General features: G+C 55.3%; 20 protein-coding genes. 15 read left to right on the forward strand and 5 right to left on the reverse strand.

Going from position 1 to position 20459, the window contains the following annotated elements; all coding sequences use genetic code 11:
- The 3 genes from coaBC to slmA form a co-directional block, all read left to right on the forward strand.
- A partial coding sequence (coaBC, locus tag GKAS_RS16485; protein ID WP_035895828.1) for a bifunctional phosphopantothenoylcysteine decarboxylase/phosphopantothenate--cysteine ligase CoaBC occupies positions 1 to 593 on the forward strand: 593 nt, incomplete at its 5' end.
- Entirely contained in the window at positions 571 to 1029 is a 459-nt protein-coding gene (gene dut / locus GKAS_RS16490; RefSeq protein ID WP_035895829.1) for a dUTP diphosphatase, read from the forward strand. The genes coaBC and dut, both read left to right, overlap by 23 nt.
- Before the next feature lie 152 nt (positions 1030 to 1181).
- Positions 1182 to 1778 carry a nucleoid occlusion factor SlmA gene (gene slmA, locus GKAS_RS16495; RefSeq protein WP_035895831.1) on the forward strand — a complete coding sequence of 199 codons (597 nt, stop codon included), beginning with the start codon at positions 1182 to 1184 and terminating at the stop codon, positions 1776 to 1778.
- 37 nt (positions 1779 to 1815) lie between these two features.
- Here slmA and pyrE read toward each other — a convergent pair whose 3' ends face one another.
- Entirely contained in the window at positions 1816 to 2457 is a 642-nt protein-coding gene (gene pyrE / locus GKAS_RS16500) for an orotate phosphoribosyltransferase (protein WP_035895833.1), read from the reverse strand.
- Positions 2458 to 2520: 63 nt separating this feature from the next.
- Positions 2521 to 3237 (reverse strand): ribonuclease PH, encoded by a 717-nt coding sequence (gene rph / locus GKAS_RS16505; RefSeq protein ID WP_035895835.1) that lies wholly within the window; start codon positions 3235 to 3237, stop codon positions 2521 to 2523.
- Between the two features lie 203 nt (positions 3238 to 3440).
- On the opposite strand from rph, the gene GKAS_RS16510 reads away from it, so the two are divergent.
- The 3 genes from GKAS_RS16510 (at position 3441) to GKAS_RS16520 (ending at position 7189) form a co-directional block, all read left to right on the forward strand.
- Positions 3441 to 4304: a YicC/YloC family endoribonuclease gene (locus tag GKAS_RS16510; RefSeq protein WP_035895837.1), complete on the forward strand. Its 864-nt coding sequence runs from the start codon at positions 3441 to 3443 to the stop codon at positions 4302 to 4304.
- Between the two features lie 288 nt (positions 4305 to 4592).
- Entirely contained in the window at positions 4593 to 6326 is a 1734-nt protein-coding gene (locus GKAS_RS16515; RefSeq protein WP_035895839.1) for a phosphoethanolamine transferase CptA, read from the forward strand.
- Positions 6327 to 6571: 245 nt separating this feature from the next.
- Positions 6572 to 7189 (forward strand): trimeric intracellular cation channel family protein, encoded by a 618-nt coding sequence (locus tag GKAS_RS16520; protein ID WP_035895841.1) that lies wholly within the window; start codon positions 6572 to 6574, stop codon positions 7187 to 7189.
- Here the strand turns inward: GKAS_RS16520 and ligB are convergent.
- Positions 7186 to 8862 carry an NAD-dependent DNA ligase LigB gene (ligB, locus tag GKAS_RS16525; RefSeq protein ID WP_035895843.1) on the reverse strand — a complete coding sequence of 559 codons (1677 nt, stop codon included), beginning with the start codon at positions 8860 to 8862 and terminating at the stop codon, positions 7186 to 7188. The genes GKAS_RS16520 and ligB overlap by 4 nt on opposite strands.
- A 256-nt stretch (positions 8863 to 9118) precedes the next feature.
- Between ligB and gmk the strand changes: the two genes are divergently transcribed.
- The 7 genes from gmk to fpr all read left to right on the forward strand — a co-directional run bounded on the left by gmk (position 9119) and on the right by fpr (position 16901).
- Complete coding sequence (gmk, locus tag GKAS_RS16530; RefSeq protein WP_035895845.1) at positions 9119 to 9742, forward strand: guanylate kinase; 624 nt, start codon at positions 9119 to 9121, stop codon at positions 9740 to 9742.
- A gap of 52 nt (positions 9743 to 9794) precedes the next feature.
- Positions 9795 to 10070 carry a DNA-directed RNA polymerase subunit omega gene (gene rpoZ, locus GKAS_RS16535; RefSeq protein ID WP_000135058.1) on the forward strand — a complete coding sequence of 92 codons (276 nt, stop codon included), beginning with the start codon at positions 9795 to 9797 and terminating at the stop codon, positions 10068 to 10070.
- Positions 10071 to 10087: 17 nt separating this feature from the next.
- Positions 10088 to 12202 (forward strand): bifunctional GTP diphosphokinase/guanosine-3',5'-bis pyrophosphate 3'-pyrophosphohydrolase, encoded by a 2115-nt coding sequence (gene spoT, locus GKAS_RS16540; protein ID WP_035895850.1) that lies wholly within the window; start codon positions 10088 to 10090, stop codon positions 12200 to 12202.
- 4 nt (positions 12203 to 12206) lie between these two features.
- Positions 12207 to 12893 (forward strand): tRNA (guanosine(18)-2'-O)-methyltransferase TrmH, encoded by a 687-nt coding sequence (trmH, locus tag GKAS_RS16545; RefSeq protein ID WP_035895852.1) that lies wholly within the window; start codon positions 12207 to 12209, stop codon positions 12891 to 12893.
- Between the two features lie 5 nt (positions 12894 to 12898).
- Positions 12899 to 14980, forward strand: coding sequence for an ATP-dependent DNA helicase RecG (gene recG, locus GKAS_RS16550; RefSeq protein WP_035895855.1), 2082 nt, complete (start codon positions 12899 to 12901; stop codon positions 14978 to 14980).
- Positions 14981 to 15048: 68 nt separating this feature from the next.
- The gene (glpX, locus tag GKAS_RS16555) at positions 15049 to 16059 is read left to right on the forward strand and encodes a class II fructose-bisphosphatase (RefSeq protein WP_035895857.1); all 1011 of its coding nucleotides are present in this window, start codon (positions 15049 to 15051) and stop codon (positions 16057 to 16059) included.
- A gap of 95 nt (positions 16060 to 16154) precedes the next feature.
- The gene (gene fpr, locus GKAS_RS16560; protein WP_035895858.1) at positions 16155 to 16901 is read left to right on the forward strand and encodes a ferredoxin--NADP(+) reductase; all 747 of its coding nucleotides are present in this window, start codon (positions 16155 to 16157) and stop codon (positions 16899 to 16901) included.
- A 70-nt stretch (positions 16902 to 16971) separates the two neighbouring features.
- On the opposite strand, the gene GKAS_RS16565 is transcribed toward fpr, so the two are convergent.
- Positions 16972 to 17400, reverse strand: a complete 429-nt coding sequence (locus GKAS_RS16565; RefSeq protein WP_035895859.1) for a DUF805 domain-containing protein — start codon at positions 17398 to 17400, stop codon at positions 16972 to 16974.
- A 110-nt stretch (positions 17401 to 17510) separates the two neighbouring features.
- Between GKAS_RS16565 and GKAS_RS16570 the strand changes: the two genes are divergently transcribed.
- Both GKAS_RS16570 and tpiA read left to right on the forward strand, forming a co-directional pair.
- Positions 17511 to 18107 carry a DUF1454 family protein gene (locus GKAS_RS16570; protein ID WP_035895860.1) on the forward strand — a complete coding sequence of 199 codons (597 nt, stop codon included), beginning with the start codon at positions 17511 to 17513 and terminating at the stop codon, positions 18105 to 18107.
- A gap of 108 nt (positions 18108 to 18215) precedes the next feature.
- Positions 18216 to 18983, forward strand: a complete 768-nt coding sequence (gene tpiA, locus GKAS_RS16575; protein ID WP_035895862.1) for a triose-phosphate isomerase — start codon at positions 18216 to 18218, stop codon at positions 18981 to 18983.
- A gap of 115 nt (positions 18984 to 19098) precedes the next feature.
- Here tpiA and GKAS_RS16580 read toward each other — a convergent pair whose 3' ends face one another.
- On the reverse strand, positions 19099 to 20403 hold the full coding sequence (locus GKAS_RS16580) for an SLC13 family permease (RefSeq protein WP_035895863.1): 1305 nt from the start codon (positions 20401 to 20403) through the stop codon (positions 19099 to 19101).
- Positions 20404 to 20459 lie beyond the last annotated feature (56 nt).

The following is a 20459-nucleotide window of genomic DNA, read 5'->3' on the forward strand; positions in this document are numbered from 1 at the left end:
ACCACAGTTCCGGGAAAATGGGCTTTGCCATCGCCGAAGCGGCGGCACAGCGTGGTGCGAATGTCACCTTAGTCAGCGGCCCGGTATCACTGCCAACCCCAGCTTTTGTGCAACGCGTTGACGTGACAACCGCCGAAGAGATGAATGCTGCCGTTCAGGCAAGCGTCGCCGGGCAGCATATTTTCATCGGCTGTGCCGCCGTCGCGGATTATCGCGCCGCCGTCATTGCCGACGAAAAAATTAAGAAACAGGACACCCAGGGTGATGAATTCACAATAAAAATGGTGAAAAACCCCGACATCGTCGCCGGTGTGGCAGCAAGAAAAACAGAGCGACCTTATGTCGTAGGGTTTGCCGCCGAAACGAATAATGTGGAAGAATATGCGCGGCAAAAGCGTAGCCGCAAGAATCTTGATCTGATTTGCGCTAACGATGTTTCGCAATCAAATCAAGGCTTTAATAGCGATAACAACGCATTACACCTTTTCTGGCAGGACGGCGAGAAGCGCTTACCACTCGCCAGTAAGTCACTCCTGGGCCAACTATTATTGGACGAGATCGTTACCCGTTATGATGAAAAAAATCGACGTTAAGATTCTGGACTCGCGTATTGGTCAGCAGTTCCCGCTGCCGACTTATGCCACTGCTGGCTCTGCAGGCCTTGACCTGCGCGCCTGTCTTGATGACGCCGTAGAACTGGCGCCAGGCGAAACCACCTTACTGCCTACAGGGCTGGCGATTCACATTGCTGACCCCTCTCTGGCAGCCGTGATGCTTCCGCGCTCTGGCCTGGGCCACAAGCACGGTATCGTGCTGGGTAACCTGGTCGGGTTGATTGACTCCGACTATCAAGGTCAGCTGATGGTTTCTATCTGGAACCGTGGGCAAACGACCTTCACCATTGAGCCAGGCGAACGTGTTGCGCAAATGGTGTTTGTTCCTGTCGTACAGGCCGAGTTTAATCTGGTCGAATCGTTTGAAGCCACCGACCGTGGCGAAGGTGGTTTTGGCCACTCAGGGCGCCAGTAACTCGCCCTAAGGCGCACCCTGCAACGCGCGGTGCGCCCGTTTTTACGTATCTCACGGTGTCATAATGCGAATACATCACTGCAAATTATGATTGCGGTCACCGTGTGGATGCTCGCCTGACAATTGTTTTATTTTCAGGGGTATTTTAGAACATGGCAGAAAAGCAAACTGCGAAAAGGAATCGTCGCGAGGAAATACTTCAATCCCTGGCGTTGATGCTTGAGTCCAGCGATGGTAGCCAGCGTATTACCACGGCCAAGCTGGCCGCTTCCGTTGGTGTTTCCGAAGCAGCGCTGTACCGGCATTTTCCTAGCAAGACCCGCATGTTCGATAGCCTTATCGAGTTTATCGAAGATAGTCTGATTACCCGTATCAACCTGATCCTCAAAGACGAGAAGGACACCACCACTCGTTTACGTCTGATTGTGCTGTTGATTCTTGGCTTTGGTGAACTCAACCCGGGGCTGACCCGTATCCTGACCGGCCATGCGCTCATGTTTGAGCAGGATCGCCTGCAGGGACGTATTAACCAGCTGTTTGAGCGTATTGAAGCTCAGCTACGCCAGGTTCTGCGCGAGCGGAAAATGCGGGAAGGTGAAGGCTACGAAACGGATGAAACGCTGTTGGCAAGCCAATTGCTGGCTTTCTGTGAAGGGATGCTGTCGCGCTTTGTTCGCAGCGAATTCAAATACCGACCAACGGACGATTTCGACGCCCGCTGGCCGTTGATTGTTGCGCAACTGCAATAATGCACTCAAATAGCCCGGCAGACGCCGGGCTATTTTTTTATACGCCGTACGCCTCGCGATAAGCACGCACTGAAGCCAGATGCTCTGCCATCTCCGGCTTTTCTTCCAGATAGGCGATCAGATCTTTCAGCGTAATGATCGAGATAACTTCACAGCCGTAGTCGCGTTCCACTTCCTGAATGGCTGAAATTTCGCCGCGCCCACGCTCTTGACGATCCAAAGAGATCAGTACGCCAGCAAGCTGCGCGCCGTTGGCCTGGATAATCTCCATCGATTCACGAATCGCGGTGCCCGCGGTGATCACATCGTCCACCAGCATCACGCGCCCGGTCAGTGCACTACCTACCAGGTTGCCGCCTTCGCCGTGATCTTTAGCTTCTTTACGGTTAAAGCAGTATGGGTAATCACGGTCGTGATGTTCCGCCAGCGCCACCGCAGTGGTCGTGGCAATAGGAATGCCTTTGTAGGCAGGCCCAAACAGCAGATCAAACTCAATACCGGAATCCACCAGCGCTTCGGCATAAAAACGGCCTAACAGTGCCAGATCGCGCCCGGTATTAAACAGCCCGGCGTTGAAGAAATAGGGGCTTTTGCGCCCGGATTTCAGCGTAAATTCGCCAAACTTAAGTACCTGCTTGTTAAGCGCAAACTCAATAAACTGGCGCTGATACGGTTTCATGGATTCGCTCCTCATCTCACTTTATTACGGACAAAAAAAAGGGCGACAACGTCGCCCTTAAAATCAATTCTCTAACGCCGCTTTCTGCGTCGTGATAATGGATTCGATACCCCCTCGGGCCAACGCCAGCAAGGTGAGTAACTCTTCGTGGCTGAACGGCTCGCCTTCCGCGGTGCCCTGAACTTCAATGATGCGCCCGTCTTCGGTCATCACCACGTTCATATCAGTTTCCGCCGCCGAGTCTTCAACGTATTCCAGGTCGCACAGCGCTTCGCCGTTGACGATACCGACAGAAACTGCGGCCACCATGCCTTTCATTGGGTTGGTTTTCAGCTTGCCAGCGGTAACCAGTTTACCCAGCGCATCGGCCAGTGCGACGCAGGCACCGGTAATAGATGCAGTACGCGTGCCGCCGTCGGCCTGAATAACGTCGCAGTCCAGGGTGATGGTGAATTCGCCCAGCGCCTTCAGGTCTACCGCCGCGCGCAGCGCACGAGCAATCAGACGCTGAATTTCCATGGTACGACCGCCCTGCTTGCCTTTCGCCGCTTCACGGGCATTACGCGTGTGGGTCGCACGTGGCAGCATGCCGTACTCGGCTGTGATCCAGCCCTGCCCCTGGCCTTTCAGGAAACGGGGTACGCCTTCATCAATAGAGGCGGTGCACAGCACTTTGGTATCACCAAATTCGACCAGCACGGAGCCTTCAGCGTGTTTTGTATAATTACGGGTCAGGGTGACGGGACGCACCTGGTTGGCACTACGACCTGCTGGACGCATGATAGATATCTCCGGCTTGAAACGAATGTGGCGCGCATTATACACAAAATCATTCAAGCTGTATCAGGGCGGCAAGGGGGTGAGCCCAACTCAGAGACTGTTTGCAGGATAACGTGCATACGGATTAACGGCGCTTACTCCTATCCTCATAAGCCCCCGGAGGCTATAATCCCCCCATCTCTCCTTTAAAAACAGGAACGTCTATGATCCGCAGCATGACCGCCTATGCCCGCCGTGAAATCAAGGGTAGTTGGGGCAGCGCCGCTTGGGAACTGCGCTCTGTTAACCAGCGTTATCTCGAAACCTATTTCCGTCTGCCGGAGCAGTTCCGCAGCCTTGAACCCGTTGTTCGTGAACGCCTGCGTACCCGCTTAACTCGCGGGAAAGTAGAGTGCACCCTGCGCTTTGAGCCAGATGCCAGCGCACAAGGCGAACTGATTCTTAATGAAAACCTGGCCAAGCAGTTGGTTAACGCCGCGAACTGGGTCAAAATGCAGAGCGACGAAGGGGAAATTAACCCGGTCGATATTCTGCGCTGGCCGGGCGTGATGGCAGCTCAGGAGCAAGACCTGGATGCTATCGCCGCCGAGATCCTCAATGCGCTTGACGGCACGCTGGACGACTTTATCGTTGCCCGCGAAACCGAAGGCCAGGCGCTGAAGGCGCTCATTGAGCAGCGTCTGGAAGGCGTCAGCGGCGAAGTGGCGAAAGTCCGCGCCCACATGCCTGAAATCCTGCAATGGCAGCGCGACCGCCTGGTTGCCAAGCTGGAAGACGCGGAAGTTCAACTTGAGAACAACCGTCTGGAGCAGGAGCTGGTGCTGATGGCCCAGCGTATCGATGTAGCTGAAGAGTTAGATCGCCTCGAAGCGCACGTGAAAGAGACCTATAACATCCTGAAGAAAAAAGAAGCGGTTGGTCGCCGTCTCGACTTCATGATGCAGGAATTTAACCGTGAATCTAATACCTTAGCATCGAAATCAATTAACGCTGACGTCACTAACTCAGCTATCGAACTGAAAGTACTGATCGAGCAAATGCGCGAGCAGATTCAGAATATCGAGTAATTCAGGTTAGTTGATCCACGTGTAAACGCCCGTGTAAAGACGGGCGTTTTAATTTGGGTAGTTTCTTTTTCTACAGTAGCAGAGCATTATTACCAGCCCTTTATAAAAGGGTTGATTATGGAAGAGATTTGGCACTTAGGTATCACGTTAGACACATAATCCGTATGAGATTGCTTTTACATATACATGTAACGAGCTGCTTAACTTTTGTGTCGCAGTGCCGATCTAATTATATCTTAAGCATTGGTGGCTAGACTGGCCGCCTCCACCTTAAAGTAAGTTAAATCTATGCAATTCACGACTACTCAGAGTACACCAGCGTTTAGCTGGAAAGCCCTTGGCTGGGCCGTATTGTATTTTTGTTTCTTTTCAACAGTATTACAGATTGTTATCTATGCAACGGGCTACAGCGGGTCTAACGGGCTCCGTGACTCGATTCTCTTTAGTTTGTTGTGGCTAGTACCTGTCTTCCTGTTTCCAAAGAAAACTCGGATCATCGGTGCCCTAATCGGTGTCGTGCTCTGGGCAGCCTCACTTGCAGCAATCTGTTATTACGTTATTTATGGTCAGGAGTTTTCACAAAGCGTTTTATTCGTGATGTTTGAAACCAACACCAATGAAGCGGGTGAGTTCTTAAGCCAATATTTTAGCCTGAAGATTGTATTGGTCGCGGTAGTCTATACCGTTGTTGCCGTACTGCTCTGGACCCGTCTACGTCCGGTCTACATCCCAAAACCATGGCGCTGGCTTGTCTCCTTTGCCCTGCTTTACGGATTGATTTTAAACCCGCTTGCTAGCGGCGTGTTGATGAAAGGTAAACCTGTTGCCGATGTTCTGGACGGCCTTTCTGCTCGCCTTGGGCCAGCAGCGCCATGGCAGTTCATTACTGGCTATTACCAATATCACCACCAGCTGGATAATCTGACCCGGCTGCTTAACGACAACCATGCGCTGCCACCGCTGGCAAACCTGAAAGATAGCTCAGGGAATGCCCCGCGTACGCTGGTTCTGGTCATCGGTGAATCTACACAGCGTGGGCACATGAGCCTTTATGGCTATCCACGCGAAACCACGCCAGAGCTGGACGCGCTGCACAAGTCAGACCCGAACTTCACCGTTTTCAACGATGTTGTGACCTCTCGTCCTTATACCATTGAGATCCTTCAGCAGGCGCTGACCTTTGCCAACGAGCAGAATCCGGACCTGTATCTGACGAAGCCATCACTGATGAACCTGATGAAACAGGCGGGTTATAAAACCTTCTGGATCACCAACCAGCAGACGATGACCTCGCGTAATACCATGCTGACCGTGTTCTCTAAACAGACCGACAAGCAATTCTATATGAACCAGCAGCGTACCCAGAGCGCCCGCGAATACGACGCTAACGTCCTGGCACCGTTTAAAGAGGTTCTGGCAGACCCTGCACCGAAGAAATTTATCATCGTGCATCTGCTGGGCACACATATTAACTACGAGTACCGTTACCCGGAAAACTGGAATAAATTCTCGGGTAAAACCGACACGATGCCAGCTGGGCTAAGCAAGGATGAGCAGGACACGTATAACAACTACGACAATGCTAACCTGTACAACGATTTCGTCGTTTCCAGTCTGATTAAGGACTATAAAGCGACCGATCCGAATGGCTTCCTGCTGTACTTCTCTGACCATGGTGAAGAGGTTTATGACACGCCGCCGCACCACACGCAGGGGCGTAACGAGCTGGCACCAACGCGTCATATGTACACCATTCCGTTCCTGCTGTGGACGTCGGAAAAATGGCATCAGGAGCATCCTCGCGATTTCTCTCAGGATGTTAACCGCAAATACAGCAGCTCCGAGCTTATCCATACCTGGTCCGATCTGGCCGGTTTAACCTACGACGGATATGACCCTACCCGTGCGTTGACCAACCCGCAGTTTACAGAGACGACACGCTGGATTGGCAACCCATATGATAAAAAAACGCTAACCGATTACGACAAGCTGCCATTCGGCGAGCAAATCGGTAATCAGTAACGACTCCGGGCCGCTTCATCTTGAAGCGGCTTTTTTTCGCCTTGTTTGTTTTACTTCGTCGCTAAAAATAAATTATATTTTCTAATCACTAAAAAACGACCAAAACCACACAAAGCTTCAATCACATAGAAAAAACACCAAAGTTATATTAGTTTTTATAATCAATACCATCTTGCCTTAGAAAATCTCAATCGTGACCAAGCGCACAAATCGCTACCCTCCAACCATTCTTTTTGGGAGCGAACATGTTACTGCATATCCTTTACCTTATCGGCATCACCGCTGAAGCAATGACCGGAGCCCTGGCTGCCGGGCGCCGCCGCATGGATACTTTTGGCGTTATCATCATCGCCACAGCCACTGCGCTTGGTGGCGGTTCCGTCCGCGATATGCTGCTTGGCCACTACCCATTAGGCTGGGTACAGCACCCTGAGTACATTATTACCGTCGCCATTGCGGCGGTACTTACCACGATTGTGGCACCGGTCATGCCACACCTGCGTCGTCTATTCCTGGTGTTGGATGCTATCGGCCTGATTGTTTTCTCGATCATTGGTGCACAGATAGCGCTGGATATGGGAGAAGGCCCAATCATCGCCGTCATTGCTGCCGTCATTACCGGCGTATTTGGTGGCGTTCTGCGAGATATGTTCTGTAAACGCATCCCGTTGGTATTCCAGAAAGAGCTTTACGCCGGTATATCGTTTGCTGCCGCCGTGCTGTACGTCGCGCTGCAGCAATACGTCAGCAACCATGATGTGGTGGTGATCTCAACGCTGCTCTTTGGTTTTACCGCACGTATGCTGGCGCTAAGACTCAAGCTCGGTCTGCCGGTTTTCCACTACCGTCACGAAACACACTAATTAAATCCCGCTATTCCTGATGACCCCAACGCTTCAACAAGCGAGCCAATCACGGGGTCATGAATAAACGCTGCCAGGCTACGTGCCTTCTCAACGCCGATACCCGGCAGCGTTTGCCAGCTCAGCTCATCACGCGACCGTAACTGCTCCCAGGAGCCATCATCGAGCGCCTTCAAGGCCATATCTGGCAACGGCACGCCTAACGCCTTTACCCAGCGTCGAAAAGGCTGTCTGCGCGTCATATCTAAACGGTGCCAAAGCCGCTGCGCGCGTTCAGTCGTCATACCTGGCGTTGACTGCAGCTGCTTTAGCGTCAGCCCAAGCCAGGAAAAGATATGGTCAAACGAATACGTTGTCGCAAGCTGGCTCCAGCCAACTTCACCCATCCCTTTAATATCCAGAACCGCTGGCTGCCCCAGCCAGATAAGGCGCGCTAAGAACTGCTCCCGGCAATCGTCGGTGCGATAGAAACAGGTGAGAGCGTGATAGGTGGACGCAGGAGGCCGCGCTTTTGTCCGGTCAAGAGCACGCCACACCACACTATCCAGGCGCGGAATACCCTGGCCTGCAAGGCTTACCAACAGCTGATCGCCCGTCGTGATATCCAGCGCCTGCCAGCGCGCAACCGACCCAATATTGACCCGCCGCACGCGCTTGTCGTCCAGCATGAATGACTCCAGCTCAGCAACAACGGAAATCTTTCCTGTTCGACCAATAGCAAAGTGGATACCGCTCACCTCAGCCACCTGCGATACCGGCTGATACTTCCACGCAACAACCCAATCACCCTGTGCAGGAAGCCAATTTGCGCCATCAGGTTCTTTTGCAGCGCGGACAACGATGCCATCCGTCGCAAAGGGTAATGCCGTGTTAAACCAGCGCGAACGCCAGTCAGCCACCTCTTTAACCTGTTTAACGGGATGCGTATAACGTGACGTGAGTGCAAAGCCAGAGGCGGCGAGCAAATCTAGCCGCTCACGCATAGAAGCAGGGCCATCAGGCCACGCCCAAACAAACAGTGATAGCGCCGAGAGTGGCTCACCGCTGCCCTGCCGCATCAGCATACCCGCCACCTTTGAGCGTGCGTTCATGCCGCCCATTTGCTGCTGTACATGCCCTTCAGTGCCTAAAAAAATCTCACCCTGTAGGATGCTGTTTGCCAGCCTGCCGCTTACGCTTTGCGGAATAGACGGAATGCGCCTGGCTTTTTCGGTCCAGTCTTCCCCGCGTAAGCCATCCCCCCGGCTAATCACTTTATCCAAAGATCCATTCCGGTATTCCAGCGTCACCGCCACGCCATCGACTTTCGGCTGCACCCAGAGGTCTTCTCGCTCTTTCATCCAGACACCCACTGCGCGCTCATCCGCCAGCTTGCGCACGCCGGTATGAGCCACCGGATGTTTAATCGTCCTGCTGAGTGGCAACAGGCTGGTTTCCTCGGCGGATGTCACGCCAAAGCAGCGCTGCCACTGGGCAAGCCGTGCAGCAAGCTGGTCATACACGCCGTCGCTAACCTCGCTTGCGCCTTGCTGCCAGTAGGTTTTATTCCATTGCGAAATCTGACCTTTTAGTTGGGCAATTTCCTGCTCGGCCCTGGCAGGAGACCAGGCGGGACAGGCTGCCTGCGCCTGGAGCGTAAGCAGCAATCCCACAACACTCATCCATGCTCTCATTTTCTTTCCCTCTCAAACGGATAGCCCGTTTTTAGCGCAGCCATTTTCACGATGCGAGAAGGGATAGAGGGTTTTACGAGCAGGCTTCAGGGAAAAAATCGTTGTTGCAGCAACAACAGGGGAGATCAGGAAAACGGCACGCACAATGAAAGAAACTGGCACAAAAAATGTGACAAAGACTACGTCGCGTGGCGGCGCCGTGTATAATAGGCTCGTATGTAAGTTCTCTTTCGATAATCACATACAAAAGACACTCATGGCTCAAGGCACGCTCTATATTGTTTCCGCCCCTAGCGGCGCGGGTAAATCCAGCCTGATTCAGGCTTTATTGAAAACCCAACCGTTGTACGACTCCCAGGTATCTGTTTCACATACCACGCGCGCGCCGCGTCCGGGTGAAGTGCACGGTGAACACTATTTCTTTGTCAATCACGACGATTTCAGAACGATGATTGGCGAAGGGGCATTCCTGGAACACGCAGAAGTCTTTGGCAACTATTACGGCACCTCGCGTCAGGCAATTGAGCAGGTACTGGCGACTGGCGTTGATGTCTTCCTCGATATCGACTGGCAAGGCGCTCAACAAATCCGTAAAAGCATGCCGGGCGCACGCAGCATCTTTATTCTGCCGCCGTCCAAAATTGAACTGGACCGTCGCCTGCGTGGCCGCGGACAGGACAGCGAAGAGGTTATCGCAAAACGTATGGCTCAGGCAGTTGCAGAAATGAGTCATTACGCGGAATATGATTACCTTATCGTCAATGATGATTTTGATACCGCTCTGGGTGACTTTAAAACCATCCTCCGGGCAGAACGTCTGCGTATGAGCCGCCAAAAGCAGCGACATGACGCTTTAATCAGCAAATTATTGGCAGACTGAACCCACTTTCAGTATCATGCCCAGTCCATCACTATCTGTGGAGCATTAAAGTATGGCACGCGTAACTGTTCAGGACGCTGTAGAGAAAATTGGTAACCGTTTTGACCTGGTACTGGTCGCCGCGCGTCGCGCTCGTCAGATGCAGGTAGGCGGAAAGGATCCGCTGGTTCCAGAAGAAAACGACAAAACCACCGTTATCGCACTGCGCGAAATCGAAGAAGGTCTGATCAACAACCAGATCCTCGACGTGCGCGAGCGCCAGGAACAACAAGAGCAGGAAGCCGCTGAATTACAAGCTGTTACCGCTATTGCTGAAGGTCGTCGTTAAACATAAGCGGGTCGCCCTTGTATCTGTTTGAGAGCCTGAATCAGCTGATTCAAAATTACCTGCCGGAAGACCAGATTAAGCGTCTGCGGCAGGCCTATCTCGTTGCACGTGACGCTCACGAGGGGCAGACACGTTCAAGCGGTGAACCCTATATCACGCACCCGGTAGCGGTAGCCTGCATTCTGGCCGAGATGAAACTCGACTATGAAACGCTGATGGCCGCCCTGCTGCATGACGTGATAGAAGATACCCCTGCCACCTACCAGGACATGGAGCAGCTCTTTGGTAAGAGCGTTGCTGAACTGGTAGAGGGGGTCTCTAAACTTGATAAACTCAAGTTCCGCGATAAGAAAGAAGCGCAGGCTGAAAACTTTCGCAAAATGATTATGGCGATGGTGCAGGATATCCGCGTCATCCTCATCAAGCTTGCCGACCGCACCCACAACATGCGCACGCTGGGCTCATTACGCCCGGACAAGCGTCGCCGCATCGCCCGTGAAACCCTCGAAATTTACAGCCCGCTGGCGCACCGTTTAGGTATCCACCACATCAAGACCGAGCTCGAAGAGCTGGGCTTTGAAGCGCTGTATCCAAACCGTTATCGCGTCATTAAAGAGGTGGTGAAAGCCGCGCGCGGTAACCGTAAAGAGATGATTCAGAAGATCCTTTCTGAAATTGAAGGGCGTTTGCAAGAAGCGGGAATTCCGTGTCGCGTTAGCGGTCGCGAGAAACATCTGTACTCTATCTACTGCAAAATGGTGCTGAAAGAGCAGCGTTTTCACTCGATCATGGATATCTACGCCTTCCGCGTTATCGTTCACGATCTGGATACCTGCTACCGCGTACTGGGCCAGATGCACAGCCTGTACAAACCGCGCCCGGGTCGCGTAAAAGACTACATCGCGATTCCAAAGGCCAACGGATATCAGTCCCTGCACACCTCCATGATTGGGCCACACGGTGTCCCAGTCGAAGTCCAGATCCGTACCGAAGACATGGATCAAATGGCAGAGATGGGTGTTGCCGCGCACTGGGCTTACAAAGAGCACGGTGGCGAAAGCAGTACAACCGCGCAAATCCGCGCCCAGCGCTGGATGCAAAGCCTGCTGGAATTGCAGCAGAGCGCCGGTAGCTCGTTTGAATTTATCGAGAGCGTTAAATCCGATCTCTTCCCGGATGAGATTTACGTTTTCACCCCGGAAGGCCGCATCGTCGAACTGCCCGCTGGCGCTACGCCGGTGGACTTCGCCTACGCCGTGCATACCGATATCGGCCATGCCTGCGTGGGCGCGCGCGTCGACCGTCAGCCTTACCCGCTGTCGCAGCCGCTCTCTAGCGGCCAGACGGTAGAAATCATCACCGCACCGGGCGCACGCCCGAATGCCGCATGGCTTAATTTTGTCGTCAGCTCGAAAGCGCGCGCCAAAATCCGTCAGATGCTGAAAAACCTCAAGCGCGACGACTCCGTCAGCCTGGGTCGCCGTCTGCTGAACCATGCGCTGGGCGGTAGCCGCAAGCTCGCGGAAATTCCGGCGGATCATGTTCAGCGCGAACTTGACCGTATGCGTCTTGCCACCCTCGACGACCTGCTGGCCGAAATTGGCCTGGGCAACGCTATGAGCGTGGTGGTGGCGAAAAACCTCCAGCAGGGTGAAGCAATACCGTCTGCACCGGGCGCCTCCGGGCACAGCCATCTGCCGATTAAAGGCGCGGACGGCGTGCTGATCACCTTCGCGAAATGCTGTCGCCCAATCCCTGGCGACCCGATCATCGCCCACGTCAGCCCGGGTAAAGGGTTGGTTATTCACCATGAATCCTGCCGCAACATTCGCGGCTATCAGAAAGAACCTGAGAAATTCATGGCGGTTGAGTGGGACAAAGAGACGGCGCAGGAATTTATCACCGAGATTAAGGTAGATATGTTCAACCATCAGGGGGCATTGGCCAACCTGACGGCAGCAATCAATACCGCAACGTCCAACATTCAAAGCCTGAATACGGAAGAGAAGGATGGCCGCGTTTATAGCGCCTTTATCCGCCTGACCGCACGTGACCGCGTGCACCTGGCGAATATCATGCGCAAAATCCGCGTGATGCCTGACGTTATCAAAGTCACCCGTAACCGAAACTAACGTTATGAACTTACAGCGTTATGCGCGTATCCGTGAGATGCTCGCCAGGCGTCAGCCTGACCTGACGGTCTGCATGGAAGAGGTTCACAAGCCTCATAATGTCTCAGCGATCGTTCGTACCGCCGACGCGGTAGGCGTACACGAAGTTCACGCGGTCTGGCCCAGCACCCGAATGCGCCCTATGGCATCCGCGGCAGGCAGCAACAGCTGGGTACAGGTGATAACCCATCCCACTATCGGTGATGCGGTAGGCCATTTAAAAGGCCAGGGCATGCAAATCCTGGCAACCAATCTGTCAGACAAATCGGTCGATTTCCGTGACATCGACTATACCCGCCCAACCTGTATTCTGATGGGGCAGGAAAAAACCGGTATCACCCAGGAAGCGTTAGCCCTCGCAGACCAGGACATCATCATTCCGATGATCGGCATGGTGCAGTCGCTCAACGTTTCCGTCGCCTCTGCGTTAATTCTCTACGAAGCCCAGCGCCAGCGTCAGAACGCCGGCATGTACCAACGCGAAAACAGCATGCTGCCGGTCGAAGAGCAGCAGCGTCTGCTGTTTGAAGGCGGCTATCCGGTGCTGGCACACGTCGCCAAACGCAAAGGCCTTCCTTATCCCCACGTCAACGAGCAGGGCGAAATTGAAGCCGATGCCACGTGGTGGTCCACTATGCAGGCTACGGAGTAACCGCCATGCAAAGCCGTCTGCTGGATGCCGTTCCGCTCAACACATTGACCGGCGTAGGCGCCGCGCAGAGCAGTCGGCTGGCGAAAATCGGTCTGCACACGGTGCAGGATTTGCTCCTGCATCTGCCGTTGCGCTACGAAGACCGCACCCAGCTTTATCCTATCGGTGAACTGCTTCCCGGCATCTACGTGACCGTGGAAGGCGAAGTCCTGAACTGCAATATCACCTTCGGCGGCCGCCGGATGATGACCTGCCAGATTAGCGACGGCACCGGCATCCTGACCATGCGCTTCTTCAACTTCAACGCGGCGATGAAAAACAGTCTCGCCACCGGGCGACGCGTACTGGCCTACGGTGAAGCGAAGCGCGGCAAGTACGGCGCGGAGATGATCCACCCGGAATATCGCGTTCAGGGCGACCTCAGCACGCCGGATTTGCAGGAGACCTTAACGCCGGTCTACCCCACCACTGAAGGCATCAAGCAGGCGACGCTGCGTAAGCTCACCGACCAGGCGCTGGATTTACTCGATACCTGCGCCATCAGCGAACTGCTGCCGCCGGAACTGGCTCAGGGGATGATGAGTCTGCCGGAAGCGCTACGCACGCTGCATCGCCCGCCACCGTCACTCCAGCTCGCCGATTTAGAAACCGGTAAGCATCCCGCCCAGCAGCGTTTAATCCTTGAAGAGCTGCTGGCGCACAATCTCAGCATGCTGGCCTTACGCGCGGGCGCGCAGCGTTTTCACGCACAGCCTCTCAGCGCGAGCCGCGAGCTGAAAGATAAGTTTCTGGCCAATCTGCCGTTTAAGCCTACCGGTGCACAGGCACGCGTGACGGCCGAAATTGAACACGATATGGCGCTGGATATACCGATGATGCGCCTGGTGCAGGGCGACGTCGGCTCAGGTAAAACGCTGGTTGCGGCACTGGCGGCGCTGCGCGCCATCGCGCACGGCAAACAGGTGGCGCTGATGGCACCGACCGAACTGCTCGCCGAACAGCACGCCAATAACTTCCGCAGCTGGTTTGCGCCACTCGGCATTGAAGTCGGCTGGTTAGCGGGCAAGCAGAAAGGCAAGGCGCGTCAGGCGCAGCAAGAGGCCATTGCCAGCGGCCAGGTGCAGATGATTGTCGGCACCCACGCTATCTTCCAGGAACAAGTGCAGTTTAACGGCCTGGCGCTGGTGATCATCGATGAACAGCACCGTTTTGGCGTTCATCAACGCCTCGCGCTGTGGGAAAAAGGCCAGCAGCAGGGCTTCCACCCGCATCAACTGATCATGACCGCCACCCCGATTCCACGCACCCTGGCAATGACCGCCTATGCCGATCTGGATACGTCGGTGATTGATGAACTGCCGCCGGGACGAACCCCGGTCACGACGGTCGCCATCCCGGATACCCGTCGCCATGACATTATCGACCGCGTACGCAACGCCTGTACCACCGAAGGCCGTCAGGCCTACTGGGTCTGCACGCTGATTGAGGAGTCTGACCTGCTGGAAGCCCAGGCGGCGGAAGCCACCTGCGAAGAGCTGAAGCTGGCGCTGCCGGAGCTGAATATCGGCCTTGTGCACGGGCGCATGAAGCCTGCCGAGAAGCAGGCCGTTATGCAGGCGTTCAAGCAGGGCGAACTGCATCTGCTGATTGCCACCACGGTCATTGAAGTGGGCGTCGACGTACCTAACGCCAGCCTGATGATTATTGAAAACCCGGAGCGTCTGGGGCTGGCACAGCTACACCAGCTCAGAGGCCGCGTAGGCCGTGGCGCGGTGGCCTCACACTGCGTGCTGCTCTACAAAGCGCCGCTGTCGAAAACCGCGCAAATGCGTTTGCAGGTGCTGCGCGACAGCAACGACGGCTTTGTGATTGCGCAAAAAGACCTCGAGATCCGCGGCCCCGGCGAACTGCTTGGCACCCGCCAGACCGGCAACGCCGAATTTAAAGTCGCCGATCTACTGCGCGATCAGGCGATGATCCCCGAAGTTCAGCGCCTGGCACGCCATATTCACGACCGTTATCCACAGCAGGCCAATGCCCTGATTGAACGCTGGATGCCGGAAACCGAACGTTATTCCAACGCGTAGCAACACCCGCAGCCTCACAGGGGCTGTGCTAAACTTCGCACAATTTTACTTCCCTGGACGAGTTTGTAATGAGACGAGAACTGGCTATCGAATTTTCGCGCGTCACCGAAGCGGCGGCGCTGGCAGGCTACAAATGGCTGGGCCGCGGCGATAAGAACACCGCCGACGGCGCGGCGGTCAACGCCATGCGTATTATGCTCAACAAGGTCAACATTGACGGCACCATCGTCATTGGCGAAGGCGAAATCGATGAAGCGCCAATGCTCTACATCGGCGAGTCCGTCGGTACCGGTAATGGCGATGCGGTAGATATCGCCGTTGACCCAATCGAAGGCACCCGCATGACGGCGATGGGCCAGGCAAACGCGCTGGCGGTGCTGGCGGTAGGCGATAAAGGCTGCTTCCTCAACGCCCCTGATATGTACATGGAAAAGCTGATCGTCGGCCCTGGCGCGAAAGGTACTATCGATCTCAACAAACCGCTGGAAGAGAACCTGCGTAACGTCGCCCGCGCGCTGGACAAACCGCTGTCCGAATTAACCGTCACCATTCTTGCTAAACCGCGCCACGACGAGGTTATCGTTGAGCTGCAAAAACTGGGCGTGCGCGTCTTTGCCATTCCTGATGGCGACGTTGCCGCCTCTATCCTGACCTGTATGCCGGACAGCGAAGTCGATGTGATGTACGGCATTGGCGGCGCACCGGAAGGCGTCGTCTCTGCTGCGGTTATTCGCGCGCTGGACGGTGACATGCACGGCCGCCTGCTGGCCCGCCATCACGTCAAAGGCGACAACGAAGAGAACCGCCGTATCGGTGAAAACGAGCTGGAACGCTGCAAGGCGATGGGCATTGAAGCGGGCGTGGTACTGACGCTCGACGACATGGCGCGCAGCGACAACGTTATCTTCTCTGCCACCGGTATTACCAAAGGCGACCTGCTGGACGGCATCACCCGCAAGGGCAATATCGCGACCACCGAGACGCTGCTGATCCGCGGAAAATCACGTACCATTCGCCGCATTCAGTCAATTCACTACCTCGATCGCAAAGACACTGAAATTCAGCGTCACATTCTCTGAATCATTTGATCAATAGAGCTTTCCAGCCCTTTCGGGCTGGAAATCTGCTCTCGTCACGGTGATGATAAGCTAACGATATTGAGGGGAGAGAGGCCATGGCTGACTGGGTTACCGGCAAAGTTGTTAAAGTGCAGAACTGGACTGACGCACTGTTTAGTCTCACCGTCCACGCTCCGGTTAAACCGTTCACCGCCGGGCAGTTTGCCAAGCTCGGGCTGGATATCGACGGCGAGCGCGTTCAGCGCGCCTACTCTTACGTTAACGCCCCACATAACCCCGATCTCGAGTTCTATCTGGTCACCGTACCGGACGGCAAGCTGAGCCCACGTCTTGCGGCGCTGAAGCCGGGCGATGACGTACTGGTCGTCAGCGAAGCGGCGGGCTTCTTTGTGCTTGAGGAAATTCCCGACTGCGAAACCCTGTGGATGCTGGCAACCGGCACCGCCATTGGGCCATACCTGTCGATTCTGGAAGAAGGCAAAGATCTGGATCGCTTTAAAAATCTGGTGCTGGTTCACGCCGCGCGCTATGCCGCCGACTTAAGCTATCTGCCGCAAATGCGGGCGCTGGAAGAACGTTACGCCGGTAAGCTGCGTATTCAAACGGTTGTCAGCCGCGAAACCACGCCGGGCATGCTGACGGGGCGCGTACCTGCGCTCATTGAAAGCGGCGCGCTGGAAGCAGCGGTCGGCCTGCCGATGAATGCCGAAACCAGCCACGTGATGCTGTGCGGCAACCCGCAGATGGTGCGCGACACTCAACAACTGCTGAAAGAGACCCGACAGATGACCAAACACCTTCGCCGTCGCCCGGGCCATATGACCGCCGAACATTACTGGTAAGAACGTTTCACTGCCCGGTAAGCGCCCCGGGCATTTTGCCGGATGGCGACGCTAATGCGCCTTATCCGGCCTACGTGTCGGCGCGGTACTTCACGGCCTGCGTCTCTTTACCGTATTTATTTTCGCCCTGGGTGCCAACAAACGCGCCCAGGTCGATAAGCATCATCACGATAATCAGCGTCGGAATAAAGCGTCCTACGCCCCACTGCCAGACACCGGGCAGCATTGACCAGTTGCCCGCCAGCAGCATCCACGCCAAAATCATCAACAGCGCCCAGATGCCGGACTTGCCCCGGTCATGCAGCCGTTTAATCGTCACCGCCGCCGTCGGCCAGAGCAGGCAGACCAGCATAAATGCCGCGGTTTGCAGGTCAACCAGCCCGCCGCCCGCAAGGCTAAACAGCGCCACCATCGTCACCGCCCAGATGGCAATCCAGATCCAGAAATCACGGCGACCAATACGGCCTTTACCGGAAAATAACCATTGCTGTAGAGTCATGTACCCTTTCCTTTGTCGTTGTGCCGCATAGTGTACCCTGAAGCGGCCACATTTTGACAAGCGAGGCGGTTCCCGTTTTAATCGTCATCGTAAAAGAGGAGACGATAAGCATGAAAAAATGGATAACGCTGTGTCTGATTGGGCTCCTGACCCTGGGTGCCGCTCAGTCCGTGCTGTCGGCGCAGCCGCCTACGGCCGTGGCGCCGTATCTGTTATCGGGCGCGCCGGCTTTCGATCTCTCCATCAGTCAGTTCCGGGAAAAATTTAACGCCGACAACCCGACGCTGCAGCTTGGGGAGTTCAGGTCAATAACCTCCAGCCGCGACCAACTCAACATTACCCGTGCCGCTAGTAAGATAAACGAAAACCTCTACGCCTCCACGGCGCTGGAGCGCGGCACGCTGAAGATTAAGTCCATTCAGATAACCTGGCTGCCGATTCAGGGGCCAGAGCAGAAGGCGGCGAAGAATAAAGCGCTGGAATACATGAGTGCGCTGATGCGCGCCGTGATCCCAACGCTCACCAAACCACAAAGCCTGCAAAAACTGCAAAAGCTCCTTACGCTTGGGAAAGGTAAACATTACTTCGCCAGCACCGAAGGCGCCGTGCGCTATGTTGTCGCAGATAACGGTGAAAAAGGGCTGACCTTCGCCGTTGAACCGATTAAGCTGGCGCTATCTGAGAATCTTGAAGGGGAGAATAAATGATAAAAAGCAAAGCCTTCATGACATTCAATCTCTATACTGTTTCACAGACCATGCTGCCCTGACGGGCGGCCATATTCCTTAATTCGCTGATAAGCGTGGAGAATCGAAATGCGACATCCTTTAGTGATGGGTAACTGGAAACTGAACGGCAGCCGCCACATGGTAAACGAGCTGATTGCTAATCTGCGTACCGAACTGGCTGGCGTTGCTGGTTGTGGCGTTGCTATCGCGCCACCAGAAATGTACATCGATCTGGCTAAACACGCCGCTGCGGGCAGCCACATCCACCTGGGCGCGCAGAACGTTGACCTGAACCTGTCCGGCGCATTCACCGGCGAAACTTCCGCTGAAATGCTGAAAGATGTTGGCGCAACCTACATCATCATCGGCCACTCCGAGCGTCGTACCTACCACAAAGAATCTGACGAGCTGATCGCTAAGAAATTCGCGATTCTGAAAGAACAGGGTCTGATCCCAGTACTGTGCATCGGTGAAACCGAAGCAGAAAACGAAGCGGGCAAAACCGAAGAAGTTTGCGCACGCCAGATCGACGCGGTTCTGAAAACTCAGGGCGCAGCAGCCTTCGAAGGCGCAGTCATCGCTTACGAACCAGTATGGGCGATCGGTACCGGCAAATCTGCAACTCCAGCGCAGGCTCAGGCTGTTCACAAATTCATCCGTGACCACATTGCTAAAGCTGACGCGAAAATCGCTGAACAGGTTATCATCCAGTACGGCGGTTCCGTCAACGCAGGCAACGCTGCTGAGCTGTTCACCCAGCCAGACATCGATGGCGCGCTGGTTGGCGGTGCATCCCTGAAAGCTGACGCTTTCGCGGTGATCGTTAAAGCAGCAGAAGCGGCGAAAAAAGCGTAAGACATTCACGCGAAACCTCCCCGGATTCGGCATTCGCCTCGTCCGGGAGATCAGGTTCCCCGTAGCCCGGCCACGCGTAGCGCAGCTGGGAAAAGCCGGCCATCAGGCCGGTTTTTTATAATTTCCCCAGCACCTGATACCACGCATAATCCAGCGGCAATAGCAGCAGATAACTGACCGCCGCCAGCGCCAGACACAGCAGCATCCCCGCCCGCGCAGGCACCTTCCCTAACGCCATCGCCACCACAATTGGCGACGCCTGATACGGCAGCAGCGGCGTGGAATAACCCAGCACCTGAATCATAATGACGCTCAGCAGCGGGAAGCCGGTGGCATCAGAGAAGCTCTGGGCAAAGGTGGTATACAGCGCAGGTACGCCGTTTGCGGTCATGATAAAGTTCAGCGCGCTGGTAATGCCGGTTAACGCGAGGAAGCTGGTAAACGGCGCGTCTTCGCTGAGCGGCATAACGTGAAGCAGCGCATTACCCACCACGGCACCAATGCCGGTTTGCGTCACCGTAATGGCGAGCCCAAGGATCCCCGCCACGTAAATACAGGTGCGGATGTTCACTCCGCTGGCAAATTCATCGCCGTTAATAAATCCAACGCGCGGCAGCAGCGTGATGACCGCAGCCACCAGCCCCGTCCAGGCTGGCCCAATTCCGTGCAGGCTTTCGCTCACCCACAGCGTCAATACCACCGCCAACAGCCACGCCAGGCGCTTCTCATCCGCGCTCATTGGCGGTAACGGCTCAAGGTCGCGCGGTGGATGGGGTTTCCCAGGGAACAGCCAGCAGATAAGCCCCACGAGCGCCGCCCCTTTCAACCAGCCTAATACCGGCGTATGCAGCAGCAGATACGGCACATAGTTAAGGTGAATACCGTAGGCCCCTTCCGCCGCGCCGCTCATCACCAGATTAGGCACGTTCGCGGGCAGAATGGTCGCAGAAAGCTGGAAGGTGCCGAAGCCAACGGCCAGCGCCAGCCCGTACCAGGCACGGGTACCGTCTTCGATGCCCGCGCGTTTGGCCATTGCCGCCACAATCGGCATCAGCAGCGCAATGCGCCCCATATTCGACGGCATCACGAACGCCAGCGCGTAGCTCAGCAGCACCACGCTACCCACCATGAGCAGCCAGGAGTCGGTGAGCCTTGAAGAGAGCGCCCGCGCGGCGCGATCCGCCAGCCCGGTCTTACGAATGGCAATACCGAGCACAAAACCGCTGAATACCAGCCAGAAGGCCGATGAAGCAAAACCGCCGAAGATAACGTCCGGCGGCGCAATTTTTGCGGTCATCGCCGCGGCGAAAAACAGCAGCGCAGTAATAAACTCCGGCAGCAGCGAGGTCGCCCACAGCAGGATGGTCACGCCAACAATCAGCGAGGGGAGGAACAGAGGGTGAGTAAACCAGAGCGACATACCTGTCTCCTGTCGTTTTTTTTCACCAAGAATACGACGACAGGGTAGACAGGTAA

Source organism: Kluyvera ascorbata ATCC 33433, from assembly GCF_000735365.1.
Taxonomy (GTDB): Bacteria; Pseudomonadota; Gammaproteobacteria; order Enterobacterales; family Enterobacteriaceae; genus Kluyvera; species Kluyvera ascorbata.